Genomic DNA, 26,664 nt, shown 5'->3' with positions numbered 1-26,664 from the left:
CCGTGGCACGACGCTTGAGTAAGGGGGCGCCGAAGGTCCCGACCCCAACGAGACAACCAGGAGGCCACGATGCCCAAGGCCCATCCGAATGCCGACCTGAACGGCCGTCCCACCGTCCTCCTCGCGAGCAGCGGGTATCACCTTTACCGCGAATATCTCCTGCGGATGATCTCGCGGGCCGCGCGGGTATTTCTCCTCCTGGACCGGCAGCCCTCCTGGGAACGGTCGTACATCGCGAATTACAAGATCGTCGATACGCTCGACGCCGAGGCCATGATCACCGCCGCCCGCGAGATCATGGCGCGCCTCCCGATCGACGGCGTCATCTGCTGGGACGAGATCCGCATGGTGCACGCCGCCCGCGTCGCCCAGGCGCTCGGCGTGCACGGCGCGGGCGAAGGTGCGTTCGGCCCGACCTCGCTTCCGTTACGCCAAACCGCCTCACCTCCGCACTTGCTCGGCCGGATCAATGCCGTCCAGCGGCTATTGCTCTGGGGCACGGTCCTGCTCGGCAGCCTGATCGCGTCCCTCGCCATCAAATTCGTGGGCCTCCGCGGCGCCGTATGGATCGGCGTCCTCGGGACCTGCCTCTGCCTGCCCGTCCTGCTCCGCCGCGGTATTCGCGACGGCCTGGTCCAGCGCTGGGCCGCCGCACGCGGCCGCGTCTTCTCGCCCTGCCCTTCGACCCCGACCGGCGCTCCGAGCGCCCCCGAGGAGGATTGAATGCCTCTCGCCGATGGCCTCCAGACCTTCATCGACCGATGCAATCGAGCCATGCCGCCCGATTTCTACACGCGCCCCCTCGCGGAGCAGCGCGCCCTCTATCTCGGGCTCACCCGCGAATTCCCGTACGACGTGCCCTCGGACGTGACCATCACCGACGACGTGGTCGCCCACGGGCGGCGACGCCTTTCGATTCGCGTGTATCGTCCGCGCGCCCCGGTGGGCCGGGGCCTTCTCGTTTACCTCCGCGGCGGCGGGTTCGTCGTCGGCTCGCTGGAGACACACAATACCGTCGTCGCCGAGTTCGCCAGCCGATCCGGGCTCGTCACCATCGCGCCCGATTTCCGAATGGCGCCCGAGCACCCCTTCCCGGCGGCCCTCGAGGACTGCTACGGCGCCCTTTGCGGCATCGTCGTCGAGGCTGCGCGGCTCGGCATCGATCCCGATCGGATCGTCATTGCCGGCGACAGCTCCGGCGCGAACATGGCCGTCGCCGTGGCCATGATGGCGCGTGACCGCGGCGGCCCGCGGCTCTGCGGCCAGGCCCTCATCAGCCCGGTCCTCGATTTCACCCGCTGGCGCCGCAGCGGCGCCGACGCCCCGCTGCTCACGGCCGGCGAAATGGAATACTACACGGCCTGCTATGCGCCCGATCCCGGGCAGGTCGCGCACCCGTACGTCTCCCCGCTCCTTCGTGGAGCGTTCGACGGCCTGCCGCCCGCGTATCTGATGGGCGCGGAGCTCGATTCGCTTTGCGTGGACGCGGAGGCCTACGCCCGTTGCCTCCGCGAGCACCGTATTGCCGTCGACCTCGTAATCGAGCCCGGCCTCGTGCACTCCGCCGTCCGCGCGCGAGGGCTCTGTCCGCAGGTCGAGGACGCGTGGGCCAGGTATTGCAGCCGGGCCGCTCGGCTCGCTTGCGTGGAGGAGCGCCATGCCTCGAAGTGATCCGAATGGGCCGGCCGTGATCGTCGACCCCTATTCCTCGGGCGCCCTCTTCGCGCCTGCGTTCGCGGCGGCCGGCGTCCCGGTCGTGGCCGTCGTCTCCAGTCCCGCGCCGCCGGCCGTTTACGCCGCCTCCTACCGGCCGGAGCACTTCGAGACGATCCTCACCACGACCGACGGCCTCGAGCCCTTGGTGGAGCGCCTGCGGGCCTTGCGCCCCCGGTGCGTGCTACCGGGCTGCGAGTCGGGCGTGGAGCTCGCGGACGTGCTCGCGCCGGTCGTCGTCCCGGACGTCGCCAACGACCCCGAAAAGGCGGCCGCGCGCCGGCACAAGGACGAAATGGCGGCCGCCGTGGCCCGGGCGGGCCTCCCCATCATCCGGCAGCTCTGCACGAGCAACGCCGACGAGGTCGAGGCCTGGCTCTACCGTTCGAACCTCGCCGGCCGGGACCTCGTGATCAAGTCGCCGAAGAGCGCCAGCACCGACGGCGTGACCCGCGTGCCCCGCGGAGAAGACTTCCGGGAGGTATTTCATTCGATGCTCGGCCGCCCGAACCGCCTCGGCATCGTCAATGATCGGCTCGTCGTGCAGGAATACGTGACCGGCACCGAATACGTGGTGGACACGTTCACCTACGAAGGCAAACACACCGTCACCGACGTGTGCCGCTACCACAAGGTGGACAATGGCCCGTACATGGCGATCTACGAGCGCATGGAATGGTTGTCCCCGAAGACCCCGGGGATCGAGCGCTTGATCGGCTACACGCGTGGCGTGCTCGACGCGGTCGGGATCCGGTTCGGCGCGGCGCACGTGGAGCTGATGCTCACCCGCGAAGGGCCGCGCCTCATCGAGATAGGCGCGCGCCCGCACGGTGGCGGCCAGCCGAGGTTTTGCCGCGTCGCGACCGGCGACAGCCAGGTGGACCGGACGGTGCGTTATTTCGCCCGGCTGGGGCACGTCCGTGAAGGCTTCGGCCTGCAATCGCACGTCCTCGTGGTGTTCCTGATCGTCCGGACGCCGGGGATCGTGCAGAATGCCGAGGTCTTCGCCGACGTGGAGGCGCTCCCGACCCACCATTTCTCGGTCATCCGCATCCGGAACGGCGATCGATTGCAGCCCACGAGGGCTCTCTTCGGCAGCCTGGACCTCGGCTTCGTGGTCCTCGCGCACGCGGACCGCTCCCAGGTGCAGGCCGATTACCACAAGATCCGCGACATGGAGCGGCGGCTCCGGCTCGACGATTCACGAGGAGCGCCGGGATGAGCATGGAGCCGCAATCGTTCGTTCACCCCGCGGGGCGTCTGCACGACGTCGGCGGGCATCGCTTGTGGGCGGAGCAGGCCGGCGGGTCCCGTACATTTGTACGGCGTGCGCACGCTGGTCCTCGCCAACAGCCTGCACAGCCCTGTTTTGCGGGGCCGACGTCGATTTCATGATCGGCGGCGAGGTCGCCCGCATCCCGGATTTCCGGCCGCGGCGCAAAGACGTGGCCGTCCCGATGCTCGTGCTCGCGGCCGCTTCGACCGGGCGCTCTACCCCGCCTTGCAGCGCCAGTTCGCGACGTTCGCGCCCTCGGCTGAATTTCACGTGCTCGAGCGCAGCGGCTCGTTCGAGCGCGTCGAGAAGCTCGACGAGGTCCTCCGGATCCTGCGGGACTTCTGGGCCCGCGCGTCGTCCCCGCGCCTTGCCTGATCACGCAAGGCCCTGCACCCCTCCTCCGTCCCTCCTCCGAGAAACGGCCGAACCGTAGCGTGACGCGATCGGCGCAGAACCCGCGCCTTTCCTGTGAATCATAATCGAGCTGCGGCCGCCGGCGCGCTCGGCGGCGCGTGGCCTCCCGGTTGCACCGCCCTCGTGAGGCCTGGGGGAAAAGGTATGACCTATCGAGCAAGCGGCGATCGCAACGAGGTTTATCGACGCGTGCCGGACGACGACGACAATCGGTGCGACCTCGTCATGAAGGGCGGCGTCACGAGCGGCGTGGTGTATCCATCGGCGGTCCTCCGGCTCGCCAAGGAGCGACGGTTCCGTTGTATTGGCGGCGCCTCGGCGGGCGCCATCGCGGCCGCGTCCGCCGCCGCGGCCGAGTATGGCAGGGCCGACGGAGGCGGCTTCGCTCGATTCGAGCGCATGCAAGAGGACCTCGACCGGGAGGGTTTTCTGATGGGGCTCTTCCAGCCGACCCCACAGGCTCGCCCGATTTTCGAAATGCTCCTCCTCGCGAAACGACTGCATGTTCAGCAGCGGCAGAACGGAGAGGAGAGACGCGTGCCCCATCCCGCTTGGCGCCTCCTCCGTGAAGTACGCAAGGCGGGTATCGATTCCATCTGTGCGGCCTGCCCCGGCGAAGGCTACACGCAGGGCCGGCGGCGCGGCGCCCGCATGGGGGCGCTCGTCTCCCTCGTGGTCGTGGTCCCGGTCGCGGCGCTATTCACGTTCGTCCTGTACCAGACTCCGATATCATTCGCGAGCGAGCTCGCGTGGCTCCCCCTGCTCCTCGGTTTGTCCCTCTGCGGGGGCCTCCTCGTCTCCGGCGCCTACCTCGGTGGAATCGCGGGGACGCTCCTCGCGAGCCTCCGGCATATTCACGATGACGAGGGCAAGAGCCTGTTCGGTTTGTGCACGGGCTCGATCGACCAGGGCTCTCGCCATGACCAGGTCCCCCTCACCGAATGGATGCACGAGGGCCTCCAGGAAATGGCCGGCCTCCCCGACGATCGCCCCCTCACCGTGGGAATGCTTCATGCGAGAGGCATTCGTTTCAAGGTGGTCACCTCCGACCTCAACGTCCGGCAGCCGCGCGCGGTGCCCGAGGAGGAGCTCGACGGCACGATCAAGAAAGACCGCTCGTTCGTCTTCGAGGAAAACGAAATGCGACGCCTCTTCCCCGAAAGCGTGGTCCGCTTTCTGGTAAACGTCGCGCCCGCGCACGAGAGCGCCACACTCCCGCCGGGCTACCACGTCTTCCCGATGGACGAGCACATGCCCGTCCTCGTGGCGATGCGCATGAGCCTCGGTTTTCCCGTGCTGCTCTGCGCCGTGCCGCTGTATACCGTCGAGGAATCGGGGGAACTCCGGCGCCACTGGTTCAGCGACGGCGGTATCGGGATCAACTTCCCGATCCATTTCTTCGACGGCTGGTTCCCACGCTTTCCGACCTTCGGAATCAACCTGCGGGAAAAGGCGCCGCGCGCGAAGGAGAGCCGTCACGCGCAAGGGGACGATGTCTCCTTGCCCGAGCCCCGCGACGGCCACACGTCGAGCCCCTCGTTCCGCGAGATCTCCGACATGAAGGATTTTTTATGGGCCGTCTTCGAGCTGGCGCAGAGCTTCCGGGATGATAGCCAGGCCGCGCTGCCCGGCTACCGCGAGCGAGTCGCCCATGTCTACCTCGACGAACACGAGGGAGGGCTCAACCTGGACATGAACGTCGAGACCATCGAAAAACTCGTCGAGAAAGGCGACACCGCCGCGCGGCTTTTCCTCGAACGATTCGACTTCCCGCAACATCGATGGGTGCGCACGGTGCTCCTGATGTCGCTCATGGAAGTCGAGCTCGGGCGCCTCTGCAAGAGTTTCACCACGAACGGCCTGCGGCAGAAGCTCCACGAGCTCCTCGAACAGGAGCAAGAAGCGTATCGTAACGACAAACCTTGGTACGGCTCCGTGAGCCCTGCCGAGGACGAATGGTTCCGCCAGGCCAGGGCGCGGATGGATGCGCTCGTCGATCTCATGGCCCGGTGGTCCGAGCTCCAGGAGGCGTGGCAGGAGCGCCACCCGACCGAGGCGTTTTTCTTCGCCGAGCGCAGGCTCAGCCCGGCGGGGAAGCTCAGGTTCACGCCCGAGGTATGAGGTTTTCGGGGGCGATCTGCCCGCACGAACAAGGAGACATCATGCGTGAATTGGAAACCATTGCTCCGGCGACGCGCGTGCGATCGCTCGTGCTGATCACGCCGATCCTGCAGGGATTCGTGCCCTCGCTCCCCGCGCTCCGGTACGTCGATCGCCTCCAGGTGGTCCTCGGCGGGTCCTCGGACGGCAAGATCACGGGGCCGAGCGTGCTCGATCTCATCGATTCCGTGCATTTCGGCCAGTGGTCCATCCTCGACGGCGGAAGGCGGCTCCTCTTCGTCTCGATGTTCGTGGGCGAGCTCGAGCCGTACCTGAAAGACTTCTCGGTCCGCATGGCCTGGGGCCTCGACCTCGTCTGGATGCATTGCGAGGGATATCCGGGGGCCGCGCAATTCGAGCCGTTCGTCGCGTGGGTGAAGCGGCACATGGTGGAGGCGGACCGATTTTATGCAGCCAATCCGGGCGTGACGGTCATCGACGTTCGGTGGTGGAAGGCGCTCCACACACAATTCGAGGAATTCCGGCGCAAGGTCCGCTGCGGCGGCGACATCCACGCGCTGTTCGCCGAGCTCGAACGTGGGATCGCGCGGCTCTCCGGCGTCGACGAGGAAGCGGAGAGCCGCCTCCTCGGGTCGATCGTGGACAGCGTTCGCGCGAACCTCCGGGACCTCGCGGACAAGAGGCTCTTCGCTCCGGCCGAGATCGAGCCCATCGCGCGCAATTTCGAGCAGGTGATGGCGACGTTGCAGGGGGAGAAATCATGAAAACGACGAACGACGTTTCGATCGAGCTCGACGACGTGCAGGGCCACCTCCTGCTCTCGTACGGCAAGACATTCGGCATGCGCCACGCGCGCTTCCTGTTCCTGCATTTCGAGGACATCGCCGCCGGGCGCCGCTTCATCGCCGAGAAGATCCCCGAGGTCACGACGGCCCGCACCAGGCCGCCGGGGCCACGATTCACGCTGAACCTCGCGTTCACGTTCGAGGGGCTCGGGGTGCTGGGGCTCTCCGCCGAGGAGCTCGAAAGTTTCCCGGAAGAGTTTCGCCACGGAATGGCGCAGCGCGCGGCGTTCCTCGGCGACATCGGCGCGGACGCGCCCGAGCACTGGGATCTCCTGCCACGCGGCGCGCCGGCCCTGCACGCGATCGCGCTCGTTTATGCGCGCAGCCAGGACGACGCGGATGCGCGGGCCCATGAGCTGCGCGTCGAGGCCGAGGCCGCGCGGGTACGGGTCGTTCACGTGCAGACGGCGGCGGCGCTCGAAGGGGGGCGGGAGCATTTCGGGTTCGCGGACGGCGGCAGCAATCCCAGCGTCGTCGGCGACGGGAGCGACGCGCCGCCTGGGCGCGCGCTCGAACCCGGCGCGTTCCTGCTCGATCACCCCGACGATTTCGGCGCCGTCGCCGCTCGGCCGAGCCCGAAGGCGCTGCGCCGCAATGGCACGTACCTCGCCCTGCGCAAGTTGCGCCAGGACGTCGCCGGATTCCGCCGCTTCGTCGCGGAAAACGCGGCCATTCTCGGGATGGACGAAGAGCTCGTCGCCGCGAAGCTCATGGGCCGGTGGCGGAGCGGCGTGCCGCTCGTGCTCGCCCCCGACGAGGACGATCCCGACATGCCCGTCGAGCGGCGCGACGATTTCGGCTATCAAAAGCAGGATTCCGAGGGCCTCCGTTGCCCGTTCGGCGCCCACATCCGGCGCGCGAACCCGCGCGACGCCCTGCCCATTGCGCGGCGCACCGCCGTCCGCACGCACCGGCTCATCCGGCGCGGGATGGCGTACGGCCCGCCGCTGCCGGAGGGCCAGGGCGAGGATCACGTGGATCGCGGGCTCATCTTCATCGCCTACGGCGCCTCGCTCTCGCTGCAGTTCGAGATCGTGCAGCAATGGCTGAACAACGGAAACGTCGGCGGCGAGCCCAGCACCCTCCACGACCCCGTCTCCGGATCTCCCTGCGCGCACGGCACCTTCACCATTCCCACGGCCGGCCCGAACGGTGAGCTCGCCTCGGTCCGCACCCTCTGCGGGCTGCCGAGCTTCGTCCGGGTGCGCGGCGGCGCGTATTTTTTCGTGCCCGGCATCGAGGCGCTCCGGTACATCGTGAACAGGGAAAAACCTCGGCCTGATACCATCGAAAAGTTCCTGCAGAAGTACGCGCTCGCGCAAAACGACGAGGACAAGAAGAACTGCGTCGAGGTCTGTCTCCTCGACCCGGTGACCGCGCGGCGGCCGTTCTGCGACACGGCGGAGAACTGGCGCGCCCTCCGCCAGGAGCGGCCCATTTTCGAGACGCCGCACGGCGTGCTCGTCTCGCGATTCCGGGACGTGCAGGAGGTCCTCGCCAAACCCGAGGTCTTCTCGGTCCAGGAATACGGGGCTCGCATGACGGCCACCGTGGGGCCGTTTTTCCTGGGCATCGACGGCGAACGCCACAAGCGCGAGGCGTCCCTCGCGCGCCTCGTCATCCGGCCTCGGGACCTGCCAAAGCTCCTGGATCGCGCCCGCCTCGTCACGCCCATCGTCCTCGATCTCGTGAACAAACGCGCGAACGGCGCGCCGGACCTCCTTCCGCAGATCGTCATCGCCTCGGTGGTGCGGACCGCGGGTGAATACTTCGGCGTGCCCGGTCCTTCCGACGAGGGGCTTTTTCTGTGGCTGAGCGTGGCGTCGGCCTACATCTTTTTCCCATTGCCGAGCGACGAGCGCGCGGCCGCCGGCGCTGCGGCCGGCATTGCGTACCAGCAGTACCTCGAAGAGCTCCTCTGCGCGCGGGAGCTCTCGATCGCGAGCGGAAAACCCGCGGGCGACGACGTGCTCGGCCGCTTCCTCGCGCTCTCCGCCACGCATGGGCTCGACCGCATGACCGTCCGTCAAATGCTGGGTGGGCTCGTCTCCGGAACGATGGTCCCGACCGCGATGACCCTCCTGCATGCCCTCGCGCACCTACGAGGCGCGCCGGACGCCTGCGCGCAGGCGCGCGAGGCCGCGAGAAAGCGGGACATGGTTCGGCTGACGGACATCCTGCTCGAAGCCGCTCGGTTCGACCCTTATCCGTCGCTGCTCTACAGGACCGCCGTCGTCGATGTCGAGCTCGCAACGGGCACGCCCCGCGCGACCCGCATTGCGAAGGGCAGCCGGGTCATTCTCTCCCTCGCTTCTGCCATGGCCGACGAGGAGGCGCTCGAAGAGCCCGACGTCTTCCAGCCGGGCCGCCCGGACGAGCATTCCCTCCTCTTCGGCCATGGATCACACGCTTGCATCGGGCGATTCCTGGCCGGACCGCTGATGGCCGAGATCGCGGCCCCACTGCTCCTTTCGGGGCTCTGACCACACCTTTACGCGGCGCGCGTGCTCTCTGAAAGGGCGATCGATGCGAGGAGCGCGCGCGCCTCGACCACGAACCCGACCATTCCCATGGCCTCGAACGCGGCGAGCGCCGCGGCCGCTTCCTCGCGTGCCGCGGCGGCCGCCCCTTCATCGCGAAACACCCTCGCCGCGCAAAGGTGGGCGAGCGCCTCCTCGCGCGGGGATTTTTTCTGGCGCGCCGTTTCGAGGGCCGCATCGACATGCTCACGCGCCGCGTCCCCGCGCGCCGCGAGCGCGAGCGCCCGGTGCGCCGTCGAAAGACCAATACGATCCCCCGCTTCCGCCCGCGCGAGCGCGGCGCGTGCATAGGTCGCCGCCTCCTCGGTCCGCCCCGCGAGCGCGAGCGCCTCGGCCAGCGCGCCGTAGCTCCACGAGACGCTGAGCCGCGTCCCCGTGGCCTCGATCCATTGTACCGCCTCCTCGAGGAGCGTGAGCCCCTCCTCCCGCTTGCCGAGCGAAACCAGGGAAAGCCCCTCGGCGGTCTTGCTCATGGCCGCGACGTAGGGGGCGCCCAGAATCGCCGCGAGCTGCCGCGCGCGTTCGGCCGTCGCAGCGCACGCCTCGAACGCGCCTTGCCAGCCTTCGACCATCGCCCGCTGCACGAGCACCGAGCTTTCGAGCGAGCGGCGCCCGAGCTCGGCCGCAATGGCGAGCGCGGTCTCGACGTGCGCGTGCGCCTCCGTGAATTCGCCGCGATCGCCGTGGATCATGCCCAGGTATCCGTAACCGTACGCGCACCCCGCGGTCCGCCCACCCCCGGGCGCTCGTTCCTTCATCGAAATGCCCTGGCGGATGTGCGCGAGGGCCTCGTCGTAGGCGCCGGCCGCGGCGTGATTCTGGCCCAGGTTCAGCACGAGCTGGGAGAGCATCTTGTGGTCGCCGAGCGCGCGCGCCTCGTCGATCGCGCGCTCCGAGATCCGGATGGCCCCCGCGTGATCGCCGAGCGCATACGCGATCCAGCCCGCCCAGTAATCACACCGCACGACCGCGCTCGCATCCCCAATCCGAGCCGCGATTTCCCGCGCCTCCGCCAGCACCTCGATCTGCCGCGGCGACGGCTCGTACAGGCATGCCTCGGCCCAGCGCACCGTGACGCTCACGCGCCGCCGCAAAACGTCCTCCGTCTGGGGGAGTTTTCCCATCAGGGCGAGCGCGTCGCCATAACGCCGCCGCGCATCGTCGAGCGCATACACGCGCGCGGCCTTCGCCGCGGCCTCCTCGGCGTAAGACGCGGCTTTTTCGATCTCGCCACTCTCCCGATAATGGTACGCGAGCGCCTCGACGTGATCCATCCTCTGTTCGCCCGAAAAAACCTCCTCCAGCGCTCGCCCCACGCGTGCATGCGCATCCCTCCGCTCGTCCTCGGGGATCTCGGCATATGCGCGCTCGCGGAGTTTTTCGTGCAGGAACCGGAGGCGTCCCCCACCCCCGTCTTCGAGCACGTACGCGCGCCGCAGACTGCCGAGCGCATCCATCAACGTCGACTCGGGCAGATCCGCGGCGCGGCGCAGGACCTCCTCGTCCACCTCGCGGCCGAGCGTCGCCGATAGATGGGCGAGCCAGCGGCTCGGCGCGTCGAGGCCGGCGAGGTGCCGCTCGATGAGGCCCGCGAGCGAGCGCGGAAGCCCGAGCGCAGCGCGCACCGCGCACGGATCCTGCCCTCGCGCGGCGACACGAAATACGCCGCCGGCGTCCCGGTACAAGAGCCCCTCGGACAGAGCCGTGCGCAGGTATTCGGCCAGGAAAAACGGGTTTCCGTCGGAGGCCTCGGCCACGAAATCGAGGAAGGCCCGGGGCAGCTCCGGCAGGGCGAGCATGTCGCGTGCGACCTGCCGCGTGCTCGCCGAATCGAGGGCGCCGAGCTCGACGCACATCGCTCGGGGCGCGGCGAGCAGGCCCGCGAGCGTATCGCTCACCTCGTCCGTGCGGAACGTCCCCACCACGAGCATGCGCTGACCCGCGAGCGGCCGGAACACGAGATCCCGTAAAAAGCGCAGGGACAGCTCGTCCGCCCATTGCAGATCGTCGATCGCCAGGAGCAGCGGCTCGGTTTCGGCGAACGCGAACAACGTCTCGGTCAGGCCCGCGACGACCCGCTCCCGGGCCGTCGCCGAGGGCAATGCCGATAGGGGCTCGGCGGCCGTCGTCGCAGGCGCGAGCATGGCGAGGGCAGGCTCGTAGGCCGCGAGCATGGCCGCGCGCTCGCCGAGCATGCGCGCCGCCTCTTCGGGACCGGCGCGGCGGCAATGGTCCGCGATGGTGAGCAAGAGCGGGCGAAACGGATGGAGCGGCGCGGCGCCGGCCCCGTGCGTGCCGAATGCGACGCATTCGCCGGTCACCACCGTAAAACCCGCCCGCAAGGCGAGGCTGGCGAGCTGGGCGACGAGGCGTGTCTTGCCGATGCCGCTCTCGCCGCCGATGAACACGCACCGCCCCTCCCCGCCCCGCGCAGCGCCGAGGTGCGCTTGCAGCTTCCAGACGACGTCGTGCCTGCCGATGAAGCTCGGCCGATAGAGATATGGCTCCGCCCGGCACCGCAGCGTGAGCTCGGCCGGCGCAAAGACGGCGAGCGCGGCCGCCACGTCCTCGGCATAGCCCATTCGATCCTGCGGTCGTTTGGCGAGCAAATCGAGGACCAGCCGATCGAGCGCCGCGGGAATGCCGGGCACGCTCGCCGACGGCGGCGCGGGCGCCTCGCTGAGGTGTTTTCCGATCACGTCGCGGGGCGTGGGCCCCTCGAAGGGCCGCCGGCCGGTCAGGCATTCGTAGAGGATGCAGCCGAGCGCATACAGATCACTCCGTGCATCCACCAGATCGCCGCGGATCTGCTCGGGCGACATATAAGGCGGGCTCCCCGTCACCACGTCCATTTCGAGCGAGTCGCGCCCGCTCGTCCCGGAAAACCTCGCGGCGATCCCGAAATCCACGAGCACCGGCGCGCCGTCGTCCCGAAGGAAAATGTTGTCCGGCTTGAGATCACGGTGGACGAACTCGGCGCCGTGCAGGCACGACAGCGCCTCGCAGAGGCGGCGCATGACGCCGCAGATCGTCGTGAGCTCCTCGGCCGAGATGGGCTCGCCGGGGCGCCGCGCCTCGATGAGCGCGCGCAACGTACGACCACGGAGCCGCTCCATAGCATACCACGGCCGGCCGTCGTCCACGCCCTGGGCGAGGATCTGCACGATGCCAGGATGACGAAGCCGACCGAGCGCGTGGATCTCGCGTCGAATGCTGGCGATCTCCTGCCCAAAGGCCGCCTCGACGGTCTTGATCGCGACCTCTTGCCCCGTGTCCCGGTGCTCGCCCCAGTAGACGATCCCCATTCCTCCGCGCCCGAGGATGCCTCGAACACGGTACGGTCCGAACGTCGCGGGCTCGTCCTGCCCTCTGGACATGTCCGCAGTATAGCCCGCGCCCCTTGTTGGCATAACCCGCGCGCGCCGAGGCGAACGGGCGGCGCGGGCCTCTGCCTCTTGCCTGACCACGCAATGCCCCAGCGCTCAGGCGTGCCCGAGACAATGGCCGATCCGGGTCCGATCCGGCGAAAGAAAGGGGCGCGTGCCCTGGCATGGTCGATGCTCATGGGAAAACCGACGAGGAGTCCAACCATGTGTGCTCGGCATCCCTCCCCCGCCCTCGCTGCTCGATCGGGCTCCCCCGTCGAGGCACGACAAAACCCGCCTTGCATGCGGGCCCCGTGTGACGAGTTCATCTCGCTCGCCTCCCACGAGCTCTTGACCCCGGTCACCGCGCTCCGGCTTCAGGCGCAGCACATTCGTCGCCTCCTCTCGCAGCACCCCGAGGAGGTCCCGGCGCGCATTCCGAGCATGGTGGAGTCTTTCGACCGCCAGCTCGGGCGCCTGGCGCTCCTCTGCGACGAGCTCCTGCACGCCACGCAAATCGTGGCGAGCGAGCTCCCGCTCGCCTGCGAGGACGTCGATCTCGCCGGGCTCGTCGGCGACATCGTCGACCGCGTGGCACAGCGCCCGGACGCCCGCGCGCTCGTCACGATCCGCGTCTCCGGCGCCGCTCGCGGGCAATGGGACCGCATGCTGGTCGAGCAGCTCGTCCTGCACCTCGTCCGCAATGCGTTGGTGTATGGCGAGGGCAGGCCCGTCACCATCGACGTCGCGGAGATGGAGGGCGGAGTCCGGCTCGTCGTGCAGGATCATGGGATCGGAATCGCCGAGGACGACCAGGTGCGCATTTTCGAGCGATTCGAACGAGCCGTGCCGCCTTCACGCTTCGGCGGCCTCGGCCTCGGTCTTTACATCGCGCGCGCGGCCGCGGAGGCGCACGGCGGTTCGATCCGCGTCGAGAGCGAGCCTGGACAGGGCGCGACGTTCATCGTCGAGCTCCCGACCGAGAGCCGCGCGGCGCGGCGGGCGCTCGATCACGCCCCCCACGCTGCGCGCTCGCTCGGGCTCATTCATCCAGTTCGTCGTCGCTCCCGCTCTCGCCTCCCGGGTGCGGTTGCGAGGGCGGCTCGGCCGTCCCGAACCCGAGCTTTTTGATGCCGAGCACCTTCATGCGGTGCACCAGGGTCCGGAGCGGCATTTCGAGCTTGCGCGCCGCCTCCGTCTGGTTCCACTGGCACGCCCGGAGCGCCTCCACGATGACCTGCGCCTCGTAATTCTGCATTCGCGAGCGGAGCCCGCCTGCGTCGTTCGCCGGGGCGGGCTCCGCGGACGCGACGATCACCTCCTTCGCCGCGTGCGAGCCGATCCGCCCCTGCGCGCGCACGCGCTCGGGCAGGTCGTGCACCGAGATCGAATCCCCCTCCGCGATGACCACGGCCCGCTCGATCGCATTGCGCAGCTCCCTCACGTTGCCCGACCACGGATAACTCCGCAAAAGCGCGAGCGCGTCGGGCTGGATGCGCTGGATTCTGCGCTCGTTCGCCTGGTTGGCGAGCTCGAGGAAGCGCATCGCGAGCGGCTCGATTTCCTCCACGCGCTCCCGGAGCGGCGGAATGTCGAGCGTCATCGTGTTCAGGCGGAACAGGAGATCCAATCGAAAGCTGCCGGACGTCGCCATCGCCTCGAGATCCCGGTGCGTCGCCGCGATGAGCCGTACGTCGACGTCGATTTCCTTCGTCGAGCCCACGCGCGCCACGCGCCTCGTCTCGAGCACGCGCAGGAGCGCTGCCTGCGCCGCGAGCGGTAGCTCGCCGACCTCGTCGAGGAACACCGTCCCGCCCTCGGCGGCCTCGAAGATGCCTTTTTGCTGCTGAACCGCTCCCGTGAACGCGCCGCGCTCGTACCCGAACAGCGTGCTCTCGACGAGCTGCTGCGGAATGGCCCCGCAGTTCACGCATACCATCGGACGAGCATGCCGGGCGCTCTGCTCGTGCAGGGCCCGCGCGATCACCTCTTTGCCCGTGCCCGTCTCCCCCTGCAAAAGCACCGGGATCGAGGAGCGAGCGAGCCGCGCGACCGTCATGAAGACCTGGCGCATGGCCGCGCTCTCCACCACGGGCTGCTCGCCCGTCGGGGTCTGTCCCGACGGACCTCCCCACGTCCACGGGCCGCCCGGCATCGAATGCACCGGCCGCCCGGACGCCGCGCGTTGCAGGGCCGCGCGGCAGCCTTCGAGGAGCTTTTCCGCGGACGTCGCGGTCTCCGGCGAAGCGGCCACGCCCACGAGCAGCGTGGGGCCGCCCTCCTTGGGCTCGCTGATTTTATGCGCGATGTCGCAGGCGACACCGAGCGTCGCTTCGGGCAAGAGCACGGCCACGGCGTCGAGGCTGTACAGGCCCACCTTGTCGATGGGCCGCAGCTCGGCTTGCACGCGCGAGAGCCACCGGCTCACGTGCACGCTCTCGCGGCCGCCGGCCCGCACCATCAGAATCGCGGCGCTGCGCCCGAAAAACCGCGCCCGCACGACCTCGTCTTCGAGCGTGCTCCGCAGCCGCTCGAAACTCAGGAGCCCGGGGAGCAGGCTCGCCTCCGGCGCGCGCTCGCCGATCGTGATGATCACGCGCCCCAGCATCACCTCGTCGCCGATTCGCGCGACGCCCTCCGTCACCCGCTCGCCCTGCACCCACGTGCCGTTCAGCGAGCCGAGATCTTCGACGCGCACGCCCCCGCTCTCGAGCAGCGTGAAACAAGCGTGCTGGCGCGACAAACTATCGTCGTCGATTTGCACCTCGGACGGGGACGTCCGCCCGATGACCTGCCCGACGCCGGGCCGGAGCTCGACGAGCTCGGTGCCGTCGCGATGATAAACGAGCAAGGTCGGCCATTTGCGCGCCTGCCTCATGGCTGCGCCGACCTCGCGTCCGCCCGGCGGGAGAGGCATGGTCTCGGTGATCTGCGCTGCGCGTGAACCCATGTTGGTGTCCTGCAATCTTGTGGATCCTCGGACGCGGGTCGATGGGCGAAGTAAGCCCGCCGAGCCGACTGACGTGGCCGCGAGAAATTCGTGGCAGGCTCCGGATGCCGAACGACCTCCCCGACTCCATGAGGGCGCGAGGCGCCGCGCTTCCTCGCCACGGACATCATGGGCGCTCCACGCAAGGAGAACCAATCGAGCGAACGATTCTCGATCCTCCGCCGCCTCGGCGCCGGCGGGTTCGGCGTCGTCTACGAAGCGATCGACCTCCGGTACGGCGCGCGGGTGGCCCTCAAGGTCCTCTATCAGGACGACGCGGCGGCGCTGCTCCGCTTCAAGCAGGAGTTCCGCGTGCTCGCGGACATCACGCACCCGAACCTCGTGATGCTCCACGAGCTCATCTACGACGAGGGCCGCTGGGCGCTCTCGATGGAGTTCGTCGAAGGCGAACATTTGCTGAGCGGCTTCGTACCCGGCCGCACGGGCGACCTCTCCGCGTCGATCGTACGGCGCAAGCCTCCCCGCGACGTCGAGGAGCGAGCCGCCCCGCGCGCGGACGCGCGCCCGCTCGACTCCGCGCGCCTCCGGTTCGTCTTCTCCCGCCTCGTGCGTGGCGTCCGCGCGCTCCACGCCGCCGACGTATTGCACCTGGATCTGAAGCCCTCGAATGTGCTCCTCACGAACGCCGACAGGGTCGTGATCCTCGATTTCGGGCTCGCGCGGGAGCTCTCGCCTTCGCCGTCCGGCGATCTTTCGTCCCTGCACGAGGGCATCGTCGGCACGCCTGCGTACATGGCGCCCGAGCAGATCGTGGGCGAGCCGGGCAGCCGCGAAAGCGATTGGTACAGCGTCGGCGTGATGCTTTACGAGGCGCTCGCGGGGCGCCTCCCGTTCGAGGGCAGCGTGGAGGACGTCCTTTGCGCGAAGCTCACGACCCGCCCGATTCCCCCGTCGCTCGTCGCCGAGCACGTCCCCGAGGATCTCGAGGAGCTTTGCCTGGCTTTGCTCCGGAGCGATCCGAGGATGCGACCGTCGGACGAGGAGATCGCCGGCCGGCTCAAGGTGACGGGGGCGCCCGCCGAGGTGCATCCCCGGCTCGTCGAGATCCGGCAACGGCACGCGCTCGTCGGGCGTGAACGCGAAATGGCGGCGCTCTTCGAGGCATTCCGGGAGAGCTCGGCCGGCCGTGCGGTGCTCGTCCGGCTCTCGGGCGCGTCCGGCGTGGGAAAAAGCGCGCTCGCGTCGACGTTCCTCGCGGCGCTCCCTCGCTGGGAAGGAGCCATCGTCCTTCGTGGCCGCTGCCACGACCGCGAATCGGTGCCCTACAAGGCGCTCGATAGCCTCGTCGACGCGCTCGCGCGGTACGTGAAAAACCTCCCGCGGGAGGAAGCGCAATCCCTGGTTCCGCCGAATCTAGAGGACCTCGAGCGAATCTTCCCGGTGCTCGGGCTCATCGACCCCGCTCCGGCGGAAGAGCGAGCGGAGGTCATCGACCCGCCCAGGGCGCGCATTCGCGCATTTCAGGCGCTCAAGGACCTCCTCCGGCGCCTCGCCGCGCGTGGCCCGCTCGTGCTCTGCATCGACGACTTGCAATGGGGCGACGTCGACAGCGCCGAGCTCCTCTTCGAGCTCCTTTCCCCGCCCGACGCGCCGCCGATGCTCTTGCTCGCCTGTCACCGGAGCGACGATGTCGAACCGAGCGTATTCGTGTCGCGCTTCGGGCAGCTCGTCGCCGCCGCGGCGGGCCGGATCCGGCTCCACGACGTGGACCTCGGGCCGCTCACACACGAGCAGGCGATCGCGCTCGCAATGGATCGGCTCGGGCCCTCGGCACACGACGCGACGGCGCTGGCGATCGTGCGAGAATCGGAGGGCAATCCCTTCTCCATCGAGGAGCTCGCGCGGCATGTCCGCGCGGCGGGGCCACGCGCCGTGCCGCGCGTCGATCTGCGTGAGGCCATGCGGGAGAGGCTCAGCGCGGCGCCCGCGCCGTCGAGGCGCCTCCTCGAAATCGTGGCGGTCGCGGGGCGCCCGCTCGAACAGGACATCGCATTCGCGGCGGCCGAGCTCGCCGACGAAGCGCTCGCTTACCTGACGCCGCTGCGCTCGGCGGGGCTCCTCAGGGTATGCAGCGTGCATGAGCGCCCGGGCTGCGAGGTCTCCCATGATCGTCTCCGCGACGCGATCCTCGCCACGCTCGACGTCGAGGCGCTCGCCGCGCGACATCAGCGGTTGGCTTCCGTGCTGGAGACGTCGCCCGAGGTCGAACCGGAGGAGCTCGCGATGCATTTCCAGAGTGCTGGAGAGAGATACAAGGCGGCCCATTACGCGACCACCGCGGCCGACAGGGCGAACGAAGCATTGGCCTTCGCCCACGCGGCCGAGCTCTACGCGCTCGCGCTCGACTGGGGGCGCGGAGGGCCTGCGGATACCCCGGAGAACACGCACGAGCTCAAGGTTCGTCGCGCCCACGCGCTGGCGCACGCGGGCCGGTGCCGGGATGCGGCCGAGCTCTACCTCGCATGCGCCGACGGCGCGCCCCCCCGCGAGGCGCTCGATTTGCGACGTCGCGCGATCGAGCAACTTTTCGTAGGCGGGCACCTGGACGAGGGCAACCGTGTCCTCTCGACATTCCTCCCCGGCCTCGGCCTGCGTCCGCCCAGGACGACCGCCAGCGTCGCCATGATGGCCTTCCGGGGAATTCTTCGAATTCGGCGTCGTGGCTACGATTTCCAACCTCACGACGCTGCCCACGTCGATCCGGCCGTGCTCGCCCGGATCGACGTTTGCATGGCGGTGAGCATGGCTCTGACGGACGTCGATCCGCTGCGATCGTGCGCGTTTTTGATACGCGGCCTCGGTCTCGCGCTCGACGCCGGCGAACCCGCGCGTATTGCCCAGGCGCTCGGCACGTATGCGCAATTGTCGCTCCTGCAAGGCGGCCCGTCCGCGGTGGCCGAGGGGGCGCGCCTCCTCGCGCGGGCAGCGGAAATCGCGAGCGGCTGCGACGATCCCGATGTCCTGGAGACCGTCACCATGTACGGCGCCGCGACCACCATGATCGAAGGGCGCTGGCGAGCGGCGCTCGATCGTTATGACGCCATCGGCCGCCACCTCCGCAGCCGGAGGCTCGATCTCGCGATGTACCACAACATGGCGCACGTCGTCGCCGTCATCGCCCTCGACGCCATGGGCCGCCTGGAGGAGCTCGCCGAGCGCACCGCGGCCTGGCATCGCGAGGCCACGTCGCTCGGCAATCTTTTTGCGGCGATCAGCGCGTCGAGCGCTTCCGCGGTGACACGAATCGCCGCCGACGACGTCGAGGAGGCGCGCCGCCGTGTACGCGAGGGCGTCGCGTCCTGGACCCGCGGCGGCATGCACGTGCAGCACATGTACGCGCTCCGGATCGAGGCGTATGCGGACCTTTACGAAGGCCGCGCCGCCATGGCCCGAAGGCGCGTCCTGCAAGCGTGGGGCGCCATCGTCAGGTCGCAACAGCTCCGCGTGCAGCCGTCCCGGATCGACATGCTTTTCCTCCGCGCGCGCACCGCCCTTGCCATTGCCGCGGACGCGCCCCCCCGCCGCCGCGCGCAGCTCGCGCGGGAAGCCGAACGTATTGCGTCGCGGCTCGAGCATGAGATCCGCGCGGATGCCGCTCCCTCCGCGGCCTTGCTGCGGGCCGCCGCAGCAAGGCTCCATGGGCGTGAGGACGAGGCCCTCGCCCAGCTCGACGTCGCCATTCGTGGCTTCGACGAGGCCGAAATGGCGCTTCACGCAGCGTGCGCGCGCCGCCGCAAGGGCGAGCTCTCCGGCGGCGATTCCGGGCGCGCGCTCGTGGCCGTCGCGGATACGGTCATGGAGCAACGAGGCGTGCGTCGGCCCGATCGCTGGGCCGCGATCTTCGCGCCCGGCCTTTGGATCGAAGCGCCGGAATGAGGGGGAGCGACAGCAATGGCATGGGGCACCGCGACCAGGATCGGGATCGGAATGGTGTGCTTCGCGCTCGTAGGAGCCCTCTTCGGGACGGCGCCTCGCGAGCCCTCGCCTGGAGGCACCGCCGAGCAAGGATCTAAGCGCGCCGCGCCACCCTATCCGACGGAGCCGGGGTATCGCTCCTCGAACAAGGAAATGCATTCGCTCGGGGTTGCCCTCGCGGACATCGACGGCGACGGGTTCAAGGACCTCGTCGTCGCCAATGGGAACGACCTGGCGCAACGCCCCGTGACCGTGTATCGCAACGACGGCCGGGGCGGCTTCCCGAGCGAGCCGAGCTGGTCCTCCGAGGACGAGGACTTTCATGCCGGCATTGCCGTGGGTGACATCGATCTCGACGGGTTCGTCGACGTCGCGGTCACGGTGGGGCCCTGGATCGACGCGGACACGCCGGGGTACGCGAAGGTCTATTACAACCGAGGGGGCACCCTCGAACGGTCGCCCAGCTTTCGCACGGCGGACACGTTTTCGAGCTTCGGCGCCGCGCTCGGCGATTACGACGGCGACGGTGACCTCGATCTCGCCGTCGGGGTGGCCTTCGAGCGCGAGGACGAGTCCGAGACCGAGCCCGGGCGCGTGCGGATCTATGGGAACCACGGAGGCAGGCTGTCCCCGACGCCCGCGTGGCAATCCGCCGAGCGGTTGCACGCCCTCACCCCGAAATTCGCGGACATCGACGGGGATGGGCTCCTCGACCTCCTCGTCGCTGCGCGCGGGCTGCCGATTCATCGCGGAGCGCTCGACGAGGGCGGCAAGGTAAAACTCGATACGTGCGCCTCCTGGACCGCTCGCATTGAGCACGGCCTTCCGCTCTTCGTCGACGTCGGGACGATCGGCGGCCGTCGGGGAATCGTCACGTTTTACAACGACCATTACAAGGACATCCTGCCGCCGGACGATCTCGCGCCCGCGCGTGCGCCTGGAACGCCCCACACGTACGTCGGCAACGTCCATCCGAGCCCCCCTCCACCCGCGAGCTGCACGAGCGGCATCGGCAGCGATTCGCGCCTGATGGCCTACTGGCCTTTTTCCGGCGCCGATCCCATCTGGACCTCGGAGACCTCGGGCTGGGGCGCGGGCGTCCGCCTCGCCGACGTGAACGGCGACGGCGCGCTCGACCTGCTCGCGAGCCGATGGGGCCCGCAGTTTTACGGATATGGCGCGCCGCTCGTCATCTTCCGCGGGACGCCGCGCGCCTTCGAGCCGACCCCCGCGTGGTCCTCCAGCACGTGCGGCGTCGGCGAGGCGATTGCCGTGGCGGATCTCGATCGGAGCGCCCTCACCGAGACCGTCGAGACCTTCGCCATCGAAAAACCGCAGGCGGGTTTGACGCTCTCGGCGCAGCTCGTCGAGGACATCCGCGAAATACGTCGTGACGGAGCTCTCCTCGACCGCGGCGCGTACGTGGCGGTCCCCGGCGACAACTGGATTTCCTTCGCGCGACGCCTTGCGCCCGGCGAGCGGATCAGCGTCCGCTACACGCATTCGCCGGAGCCGGACATCGCCCTCGCGAGCACGATGGATTCCAATTACGTCTTCTACCATCACGCGCGCTGACGATTCGCTTCTTCGAGGCAGAGTGGGAGGCACACATGCTGCTCGCGTTCATCATGAGCCTGGCGCAGGATCCGGACATGCAGGAGGCTTACCGGCGGGATCCGGTCGCGGTCGTATCCCAGCGGGAGGAGCTGTCCGCGGAGGAGAAAGAGATCTTGCTGTCGGGCGATCGGAGCCGCCTCCTCGATGCATTGTCGAACGAGCCCGTTGGGCGTAGGCTCCGCGCCGAGCTGCTCGCGCCGACGCCCTTGCCCTGGGTCTACGGCCGACAAACGGTCACGGGCTTCTTCTGGGAGCCGAGGGACGGCGAGCTTCTCCTCACCGTCTTCGGGACCAAGCTCCGGGGCGCGTTCACGCGATGCGAGTTGCGGCAGGGAGAGACTCGCATTCGAGGGCAGATCGGGCAAGTGGAGACCACGCCCGGCGGAGAGAAGGTCACCTTGCGTTTTGCCCTCCCATCGAATGCACCCCGCGGTGTTTACTGGACCTACGCCAATCCACGGCGGGAGGACGGAAGCGCGGGTCCTGCGCGGGAGGAACTACAAAACCTTCATCTCGGCTTCGAGCTTTGCAGTGTGCCGAAGCGGGGCAACCCGTGATCGTCGCGCCCGACGCGATGCTCGACCTCGTCGCGCCCCTCCTCCCGGGAGCGCTGCTCGCGGACTCCGCCCGAAGCGCGCTCCAGGCCGTCACGCGAGGATTGCCGAGGGCCGCGTCCGGCATCGCCCTCGAATGCCGCCTCGAGGAAAACCCTCGGGTCGATTTCCTGATGTATCTGCTCGCGCGTTCGGGCGGCCCCCAGGCCTTCCTGCGACACGCTCCCGCGCTCGAATCGAGGGCGTGGCGCGGCGTGTTCGATTTTTGCGCAGAGTGGGCCGAGCCCGCGTCGCTGCTCCACGACGAGGTCCCGGCGTTGTGGCTCGAATTCGACGTGAGGGGCGATTCCGTCGTCGCGCCGCAGCCGCTCCCGTTCCCCTGCATCGAGCGGCACATCGGAGACGAGCAGCCGCCGGAAGAGCAGGACGAACACGGGCGCGCCGTTTGTCTCGACATCCTCGATCGCGCGACGTCGCTCCTGCTCGGGCGTCCGCTGCCTTGCGCGACGTTCGACACCGCAGCTCGCCTCGCCCGACGATTGCCTCGCCGAGGCCGCGTCCTCCACGTCGCGCCGCTCGCGTCTCGTGGCGTCGACGCGCTCCGCCTCGTCGCGACGATCCCCCGAGACGAGCTCCCGGCTCATCTCGATCGGATCGAATGGCCCGGAGCGCGCCCAGAGCTCGAACCGCTCCTCGCTGCCATGGTCCCCGCGAACACGCGGATGGGCTTTCACCTGGACATCAGCGACCGTGTTCTACCGACGCTCGGCCTCGAACTACATCACGCTCCCGGGGATCCTCGCTGGCGCCCGATCCTCGACGAGCTCGTCGCCCGGGGAGTGTGCACATCGGACAAACGCGACGCCCTTTTGCAATTTCCACCCTACGCGCGCCTCGCCCTGCCCGAGCATCGCGCGGCGAGCCCCGTCTCGACCACGCTCGGGATCAAGCTCGTCCTCGCGCCGGACGAGCCCTTGGCGGCCAAGGCCTACCTCGGGTTCGTCCCGCTGCACCCTCTCCTCGGCTGAAGCCTCAATCGAGGCCCCGCGCGAGCTTTCGCGCCCGCTCTGCGAGCCCCTGCACGACCGAGTGGAAGCTCCGCAACTTGCGCATCTTCCCTTGCCCGAATCGCTCTTCGAGCGCACGCGCGAGCCGCGGGACCCGCGCCGTCCCTCCGGTGCAACAAACCACGTCGATCGCCCCGAAGCCGATCCCGGCCTCTTCGAGCGTTCGATCGAGCGCCCGCAAGATTGCGTCGATCGAACGCTCGGCGCCGGCCTCGAACTCGTCGCGGGTGATCCATTCGTGGATGCTCATCGTCGGGTATTCGAACGCGAACCGCGTCTTCGTCGACTCCGAGAGCGCGCACTTGCTGTGCTCGATGGCCTCGAACACCTGGAACGCGAGCGAATCCTCGACCAGGCAGAGGAGCTGATCCATTCGCTTCTGATCGTCCTCCCCGAGCGACCACGCTTGCACGTCGCGCAGGAACGCGAGCATGTCCCGGTGCTGCAGCACAGCCATGTCCGCGGGCGAGCAGAGTTTTTCCATGATGCCTCGGGGCATCGTCAGAAGGTTTTTGCCGAGCGGGACCTGGTAGGTGACCTCCGCGCCGAAATGGCGCGCGATCTTGTGGCGCATCAAGCTCCCGTCGAGCGCGTCGCCGGCCACGGATACGCCCCCGAGCGAGAGCACGTCCGAGGCAATGAACCCCTCCGGCCGCATCCGCACGACCGTGTAATCCGAGGTCCCGCCGCCGAAATCGGCGACGAGGACGGTCATGGGCCGATCGAGCTCGAGCTCGAAATCGTGGGCGGCGGCGACGGGCTCGGGGCAAAAGGCGACCTCGGAAAAACCCGCGCTCTGCGCGGCGCGTTCGAGCCGGTTCTGGGCGAGCCGGTCCTCCTCGGGGTCGAGCGAGAACATGGCCGGTCGCCCCAGCACCACGCGCGTGACGTCGGCGTCGAAATGGCGGTTCGCGCGGTCGCGCATCACCCGCAAAAATCGGCTGATCAGATCCTCGATGGTGACGACGCGCTGGTTGATCTGCGTGCCGGAGAAGCCCCGATCGGGGAGGAACTTCTTGATCGAGCGGATGAGCCGACCTTGCATGCCGCTCGCGACGAAGTCGCGGACGGCCACCGCGCCACACGAGAACTCGTTCTTGCCGAAAAAGAGCAGGCTGCGCAGGATGGTCGGGTCGGACGCATCGTCGTCGAGCGGGATCGGGGGGCAGGTGGACGTGGCGTTCGCCGCCGCCAGCAGGGAATTGGTGGTGCCGAAATCGATGGCATAGACTTCGGGCTTGAATCGTGAGGACATGGGTTCGACCTTCCGGGGAGATGCCTGACGGCCCCGGGATATGGCCACCCCACGAGCCTCTTTACAAGCTAGAAAATTCGTGAGAAAATCCGTGGAGGCTCTCCGGATGGGCGGAAATTTCAGCGAGATCGACCGCGACGTGGTCCTTTGCACGCCGGAGGGTCGGCTGAACCCCGCGGCGAAGGGTTGGTCGCGCCGGCCCCTGCATCGATGCAACCTGCGTGGTCCCTGGGGGCGAAGGAAGCGCTGGGATTACTGGGGCGTCACCTGGAAGGGCGGCGTCCTGTCGCTGACGTACGCGGATTTCGACTACCTCGGCATGGCGAGCGCGCTGCTCCTCGACCTCGGGACCGGACGTGAGCTCGAAAAGGTCGTCCCGGTCCCGCTCGCGCTCGGGTTCTCGCAGCCCGATACGGTCGGCGGCGGCGACATTGTGTTCGATAGGCTCGGGCTCAGGCTTTCATTCCGCGAGGAGAGCCGAGGAACACGCCTCGTGACCCGGTTCCAGAGCCGCGGGCGCGTGGTGGAGGCCGACGTGCTCGTGGCTCGGCCGCCCGGGCACGAGACGCTCAATGTCGTGGTGCCGTGGAGCGAGCGGTTGTTCCAGTTCACCTCGAAGCAAAACACGCTCCCCGCGACCGGGACCATTCGGGTGGACGGCGTCGCGCAGGTGATCGGCCCGGAGCAGGAGGCCTTCGGCTGCCTCGATTTCGGTCGCGGCGTCTGGCCCACGCATACCGTGTGGAACTGGGCGTCGGCGTCGGGAGGCGTCGATGGGAAGGTCGTCGGCCTGCAATTCGGCGGCAAGTGGACCGATGGGACGGGAGCGACCGAAAATGGCATCTGCATCGACGGCCGGCTCCACAAGATCGACGAAGATGTTCGGTTCGACTACGACCGCCGTGATTTTCGCAGGCCGTGGCGAATCTCCACGGAAACCTCGGATCGGGTGCGGCTCGATTTTCAGCCGGCCTACGAGAAACGGACGAAGGTGCCGCTCGTCGTGGCCGGCGCGGAGCTCCATCTGTGCTTCGGCCGCTTTTCCGGCGAAGTGCGTGGCGACGGGGGCGAGCGCGTGATCGTCGACGGCCTCTTCGGCTGGGCCGAGGAGATGCGCGCCCGCTGGTAGGTCACCCGCCGATCGCGACCTGATACGACGCCACGGGCATCTCCCTCGTCTCCCCGACCTTCGGCACCACGAACGGCACGAATCGGGTTCTCTCCCAGACGAGCCACACCATCGAGGGATCGTCCAGCGACCGATCGAAATGGAAATCGATCCGAGAAGGCACCTTGCCATCCTCGGCCAAGGACACGATCTCGGCCACCATGGTTCCGATCGGGATGCGGTCGCCGACGCGTAGCGGGGCCTTCTCCGGATCCCGGAACACTGTCGCCGTCGGATCACGGAAATAACCATCGGTGAGCGTCACCGACAGCGTGCGCTCGTCCACGCGGCCTGCCTTCAGCGTCCCGCCGACCGCCGTCGAAAGCACACGGAGCACCGAGGGCAACGGTGAATTCTCGTTGATCCACGCCGCCATTACCGTACTCACGATCACGCTGTCGGGCGAGCTCACCACCACGAGCGTCCGCCCCTCGGCCCCATCCATTTTGGGGATGCTCGAGATCGCCCGCTCGGTGAAGCCGTGCAGCATCGAGCCCGTCGACCACGCCCGCAGCGGCAGCAGCAAGGGCGCGAGCACAAGGTGGAAGAGCACGAGGACCGCTGCCACAGCGCCCACGTACATGCGTGTGGCCCGCCCGAGGTACTCCCGCGAGGCCACGAGCATCGACGCGACGAGCCCCGCTCCCCCGATCCCCGAGAACAGCAAGAGCCGATCGCTCGGCCAAACCGCGCAGGCCGGCAGAAGGGAGAGCGTCATGCCCACAGCAAAAAACGCAGCATTGCGATCGCGGCGCAGCACGGCGAAGATCCCGCCCCCCACGACGAGCAGGACGAAGAGGCAAATCGACGCGAGCCTCCGCGTCTCGCTCGGCTGCCAGAGCATCCACACGTCGGCGGGCGGCGCGGCCATCTGCCCGGCGAGGAGCACCGGCAGCCGCGTGGTCACGGCGCGGACGAACTCCCCCGTTTGCCGCAGCGGGTCGATGTAAAACGCGCCGCCCGCCGTACCATAACCGCCGAGATTGTACCAGGCGAACCAGATCAGCACGGCTCCGACGTGCGGGACGAACGCGACGGCGCGGGATCGCAGCGGCGCGCGATCGAGGAAGAGGGCGTACGCGAAGAGATACGCGAGCGCGCCGAGCCCGCTCTCGCCGGAGAACATGGCCCCGAGCAGCGCGAGAGGCGCGAGGTAGACGCCCGGCTTCCAGCCGTCCCGGCGGGCACGATCGTGCGCGATGAGCGCGAGCACGCCGAAGAGTGTCGAGAGGATCGCGTGCCTGTTCGCGATCCAGGCGATGACCATCGAATGAGCGTCGTCGACCGCGAAGATCAGCGCCGCGAGCCCGGCGGCGACCGTGGCGCCGAGCAACCTTCGATAAAGGTGCGCCGCGAAGAAGGCCGTCGCCGCGAACGCGAGGACGCTCTCGGCGTGCATGAACCCGTGTGCGTTCGGCCAAACGCGGTAATCGAGCGCGTGCCACAACGACGAGAGGGGGCGCAGGAATGCGAGCCTCGATCCGTCGACGGTCCACCACGGCCAGATGCCCTGATCGCGGAGGGACTTCAGCGCGGCGGCATCTTCTTCGAGGAAACGGAAGAGATCCCAGTCGCCGTGGGGCCCTCCGGGCCGCGTGAACGTCGGATGATACGCCATCCGGTGCGTGTGATCGTCCATGATCGGCCCGGCGCCGAGCGTGGGCAGGAGCAGGAGAATCGCGAGAAGCGCGACGAGCAGGGGGACGTGCCTGTCGGCGAGCCATCCCTTGATGCGGGCCAGCATGGCCACCCTCTATAGGGGATCGGGCGAGCGCGGACCAGAGGGGCGTGTGCCATACCCTGC

Annotated in this window: 17 protein-coding genes; 13 read left to right on the top strand and 4 right to left on the bottom strand. The window is 68.7% G+C overall.

The genetic code is table 11. The annotated features are described in order from the left end of the window. Positions 1-69 precede the first annotated feature (69 nt). From QHF84_RS39360 to QHF84_RS39330, 7 genes are all read left to right on the top strand, one after another. A complete protein-coding gene (locus QHF84_RS39360; RefSeq protein ID WP_281318704.1) occupies positions 70-723 on the top strand; it encodes a hypothetical protein in 654 nt (217 codons plus the stop codon). After that, a complete protein-coding gene (locus QHF84_RS39355; RefSeq protein ID WP_281318703.1) occupies positions 724-1,671 on the top strand; it encodes an alpha/beta hydrolase in 948 nt (315 codons plus the stop codon). It begins immediately after the preceding gene. Further along, a complete protein-coding gene (locus QHF84_RS39350; RefSeq protein WP_281318702.1) occupies positions 1,658-2,935 on the top strand; it encodes an ATP-grasp domain-containing protein in 1,278 nt (425 codons plus the stop codon). Before QHF84_RS39355 ends, QHF84_RS39350 begins: the two co-directional genes overlap by 14 nt. Positions 2,936-3,214: 279 nt before the next feature. Next, positions 3,215-3,364, top strand: a complete 150-nt coding sequence (locus QHF84_RS39345) for a hypothetical protein (RefSeq protein ID WP_281318701.1) — start codon at positions 3,215-3,217, stop codon at positions 3,362-3,364. A 264-nt stretch (positions 3,365-3,628) separates the two neighbouring features. Further along, on the top strand, positions 3,629-5,524 hold the full coding sequence (locus QHF84_RS39340) for a patatin-like phospholipase family protein (protein ID WP_281318715.1): 1,896 nt from the start codon (positions 3,629-3,631) through the stop codon (positions 5,522-5,524). A 41-nt stretch (positions 5,525-5,565) separates the two neighbouring features. After that, positions 5,566-6,288, top strand: coding sequence for a hypothetical protein (locus QHF84_RS39335; protein WP_281318700.1), 723 nt, complete (start codon positions 5,566-5,568; stop codon positions 6,286-6,288). After that, on the top strand, positions 6,285-8,852 hold the full coding sequence (locus QHF84_RS39330) for a cytochrome P450 (protein ID WP_281318699.1): 2,568 nt from the start codon (positions 6,285-6,287) through the stop codon (positions 8,850-8,852). Before QHF84_RS39335 ends, QHF84_RS39330 begins: the two co-directional genes overlap by 4 nt. 8 nt (positions 8,853-8,860) lie before the next feature. Here the strand turns inward: QHF84_RS39330 and QHF84_RS39325 are convergent, their stop codons facing one another. Beyond that, positions 8,861-12,286: a serine/threonine-protein kinase gene (locus tag QHF84_RS39325; protein WP_281318698.1), complete on the bottom strand. Its 3,426-nt coding sequence runs from the start codon at positions 12,284-12,286 to the stop codon at positions 8,861-8,863. 291 nt (positions 12,287-12,577) lie between these two features. Between QHF84_RS39325 and QHF84_RS39320 the strand changes: the two genes are divergently transcribed. Then, complete coding sequence (locus QHF84_RS39320; RefSeq protein ID WP_281318697.1) at positions 12,578-13,405, top strand: HAMP domain-containing sensor histidine kinase; 828 nt, start codon at positions 12,578-12,580, stop codon at positions 13,403-13,405. Here QHF84_RS39320 and QHF84_RS39315 read toward each other — a convergent pair. After that, complete coding sequence (locus QHF84_RS39315) at positions 13,317-15,224, bottom strand: sigma 54-interacting transcriptional regulator (protein ID WP_281318696.1); 1,908 nt, start codon at positions 15,222-15,224, stop codon at positions 13,317-13,319. The genes QHF84_RS39320 and QHF84_RS39315 overlap by 89 nt on opposite strands. 168 nt (positions 15,225-15,392) lie before the next feature. Here QHF84_RS39315 and QHF84_RS39310 point away from each other — a divergent pair, with 168 nt between their 5' ends. The 4 genes from QHF84_RS39310 to QHF84_RS39295 all read left to right on the top strand — a co-directional run bounded on the left by QHF84_RS39310 (position 15,393) and on the right by QHF84_RS39295 (position 22,398). Then, entirely contained in the window at positions 15,393-19,160 is a 3,768-nt protein-coding gene (locus QHF84_RS39310) for a serine/threonine-protein kinase (RefSeq protein ID WP_281318695.1), read from the top strand. Between the two features lie 192 nt (positions 19,161-19,352). Beyond that, positions 19,353-20,774, top strand: a complete 1,422-nt coding sequence (locus tag QHF84_RS39305; protein WP_281318694.1) for a VCBS repeat-containing protein — start codon at positions 19,353-19,355, stop codon at positions 20,772-20,774. 35 nt (positions 20,775-20,809) lie between these two features. Then, complete coding sequence (locus QHF84_RS39300; RefSeq protein WP_281318693.1) at positions 20,810-21,373, top strand: hypothetical protein; 564 nt, start codon at positions 20,810-20,812, stop codon at positions 21,371-21,373. Next, on the top strand, positions 21,370-22,398 hold the full coding sequence (locus tag QHF84_RS39295) for a hypothetical protein (RefSeq protein ID WP_281318692.1): 1,029 nt from the start codon (positions 21,370-21,372) through the stop codon (positions 22,396-22,398). The genes QHF84_RS39300 and QHF84_RS39295 overlap by 4 nt, the downstream gene beginning before the upstream one ends. A gap of 4 nt (positions 22,399-22,402) precedes the next feature. On the opposite strand, the gene QHF84_RS39290 is transcribed toward QHF84_RS39295, so the two are convergent. Continuing rightward, on the bottom strand, positions 22,403-23,692 hold the full coding sequence (locus QHF84_RS39290) for an Hsp70 family protein (RefSeq protein WP_281318691.1): 1,290 nt from the start codon (positions 23,690-23,692) through the stop codon (positions 22,403-22,405). Positions 23,693-23,771: 79 nt separating this feature from the next. On the opposite strand from QHF84_RS39290, the gene QHF84_RS39285 reads away from it, so the two are divergent. After that, a complete protein-coding gene (locus tag QHF84_RS39285; protein ID WP_281318690.1) occupies positions 23,772-24,821 on the top strand; it encodes a DUF2804 domain-containing protein in 1,050 nt (349 codons plus the stop codon). 1 nt (position 24,822) lies between these two features. Here QHF84_RS39285 and QHF84_RS39280 read toward each other — a convergent pair whose 3' ends face one another. Then, positions 24,823-26,604, bottom strand: a complete 1,782-nt coding sequence (locus QHF84_RS39280) for a hypothetical protein (protein WP_281318689.1) — start codon at positions 26,602-26,604, stop codon at positions 24,823-24,825. Positions 26,605-26,664 lie beyond the last annotated feature (60 nt).

Source organism: Polyangium sp. y55x31 (genome assembly GCF_029946505.1).
Lineage (GTDB): Bacteria > Myxococcota_A > Polyangia > Polyangiales > Polyangiaceae > Polyangium.
This window is presented reverse-complemented; position numbering and strand designations above follow the sequence as displayed.

Excerpts from the sequence above, each read along its gene's own strand:
- QHF84_RS39360 (WP_281318704.1), top strand. The coding sequence starts at position 70 with ATGCCCAAGGCCCATCCGAATGCCGACCTGAACGGCCGTCCCACCGTC.
- QHF84_RS39355 (WP_281318703.1), top strand. The coding sequence starts at position 724 with ATGCCTCTCGCCGATGGCCTCCAGACCTTCATCGACCGATGCAATCGA.
- QHF84_RS39350 (WP_281318702.1), top strand. The coding sequence starts at position 1,658 with ATGCCTCGAAGTGATCCGAATGGGCCGGCCGTGATCGTCGACCCCTAT.
- QHF84_RS39340 (WP_281318715.1), top strand. The coding sequence starts at position 3,629 with ATGAAGGGCGGCGTCACGAGCGGCGTGGTGTATCCATCGGCGGTCCTC.
- QHF84_RS39335 (WP_281318700.1), top strand. The coding sequence starts at position 5,566 with ATGCGTGAATTGGAAACCATTGCTCCGGCGACGCGCGTGCGATCGCTC.
- QHF84_RS39330 (WP_281318699.1), top strand. The coding sequence starts at position 6,285 with ATGAAAACGACGAACGACGTTTCGATCGAGCTCGACGACGTGCAGGGC.
- QHF84_RS39325 (WP_281318698.1), bottom strand. The coding sequence starts at position 12,286 with ATGTCCAGAGGGCAGGACGAGCCCGCGACGTTCGGACCGTACCGTGTT.
- QHF84_RS39320 (WP_281318697.1), top strand. The coding sequence starts at position 12,578 with ATGCGGGCCCCGTGTGACGAGTTCATCTCGCTCGCCTCCCACGAGCTC.
- QHF84_RS39315 (WP_281318696.1), bottom strand. The coding sequence starts at position 15,224 with ATGGGTTCACGCGCAGCGCAGATCACCGAGACCATGCCTCTCCCGCCG.
- QHF84_RS39310 (WP_281318695.1), top strand. The coding sequence starts at position 15,393 with ATGGGCGCTCCACGCAAGGAGAACCAATCGAGCGAACGATTCTCGATC.
- QHF84_RS39305 (WP_281318694.1), top strand. The coding sequence starts at position 19,353 with ATGCATTCGCTCGGGGTTGCCCTCGCGGACATCGACGGCGACGGGTTC.
- QHF84_RS39300 (WP_281318693.1), top strand. The coding sequence starts at position 20,810 with ATGCTGCTCGCGTTCATCATGAGCCTGGCGCAGGATCCGGACATGCAG.
- QHF84_RS39290 (WP_281318691.1), bottom strand. The coding sequence starts at position 23,692 with ATGTCCTCACGATTCAAGCCCGAAGTCTATGCCATCGATTTCGGCACC.
- QHF84_RS39280 (WP_281318689.1), bottom strand. The coding sequence starts at position 26,604 with ATGCTGGCCCGCATCAAGGGATGGCTCGCCGACAGGCACGTCCCCCTG.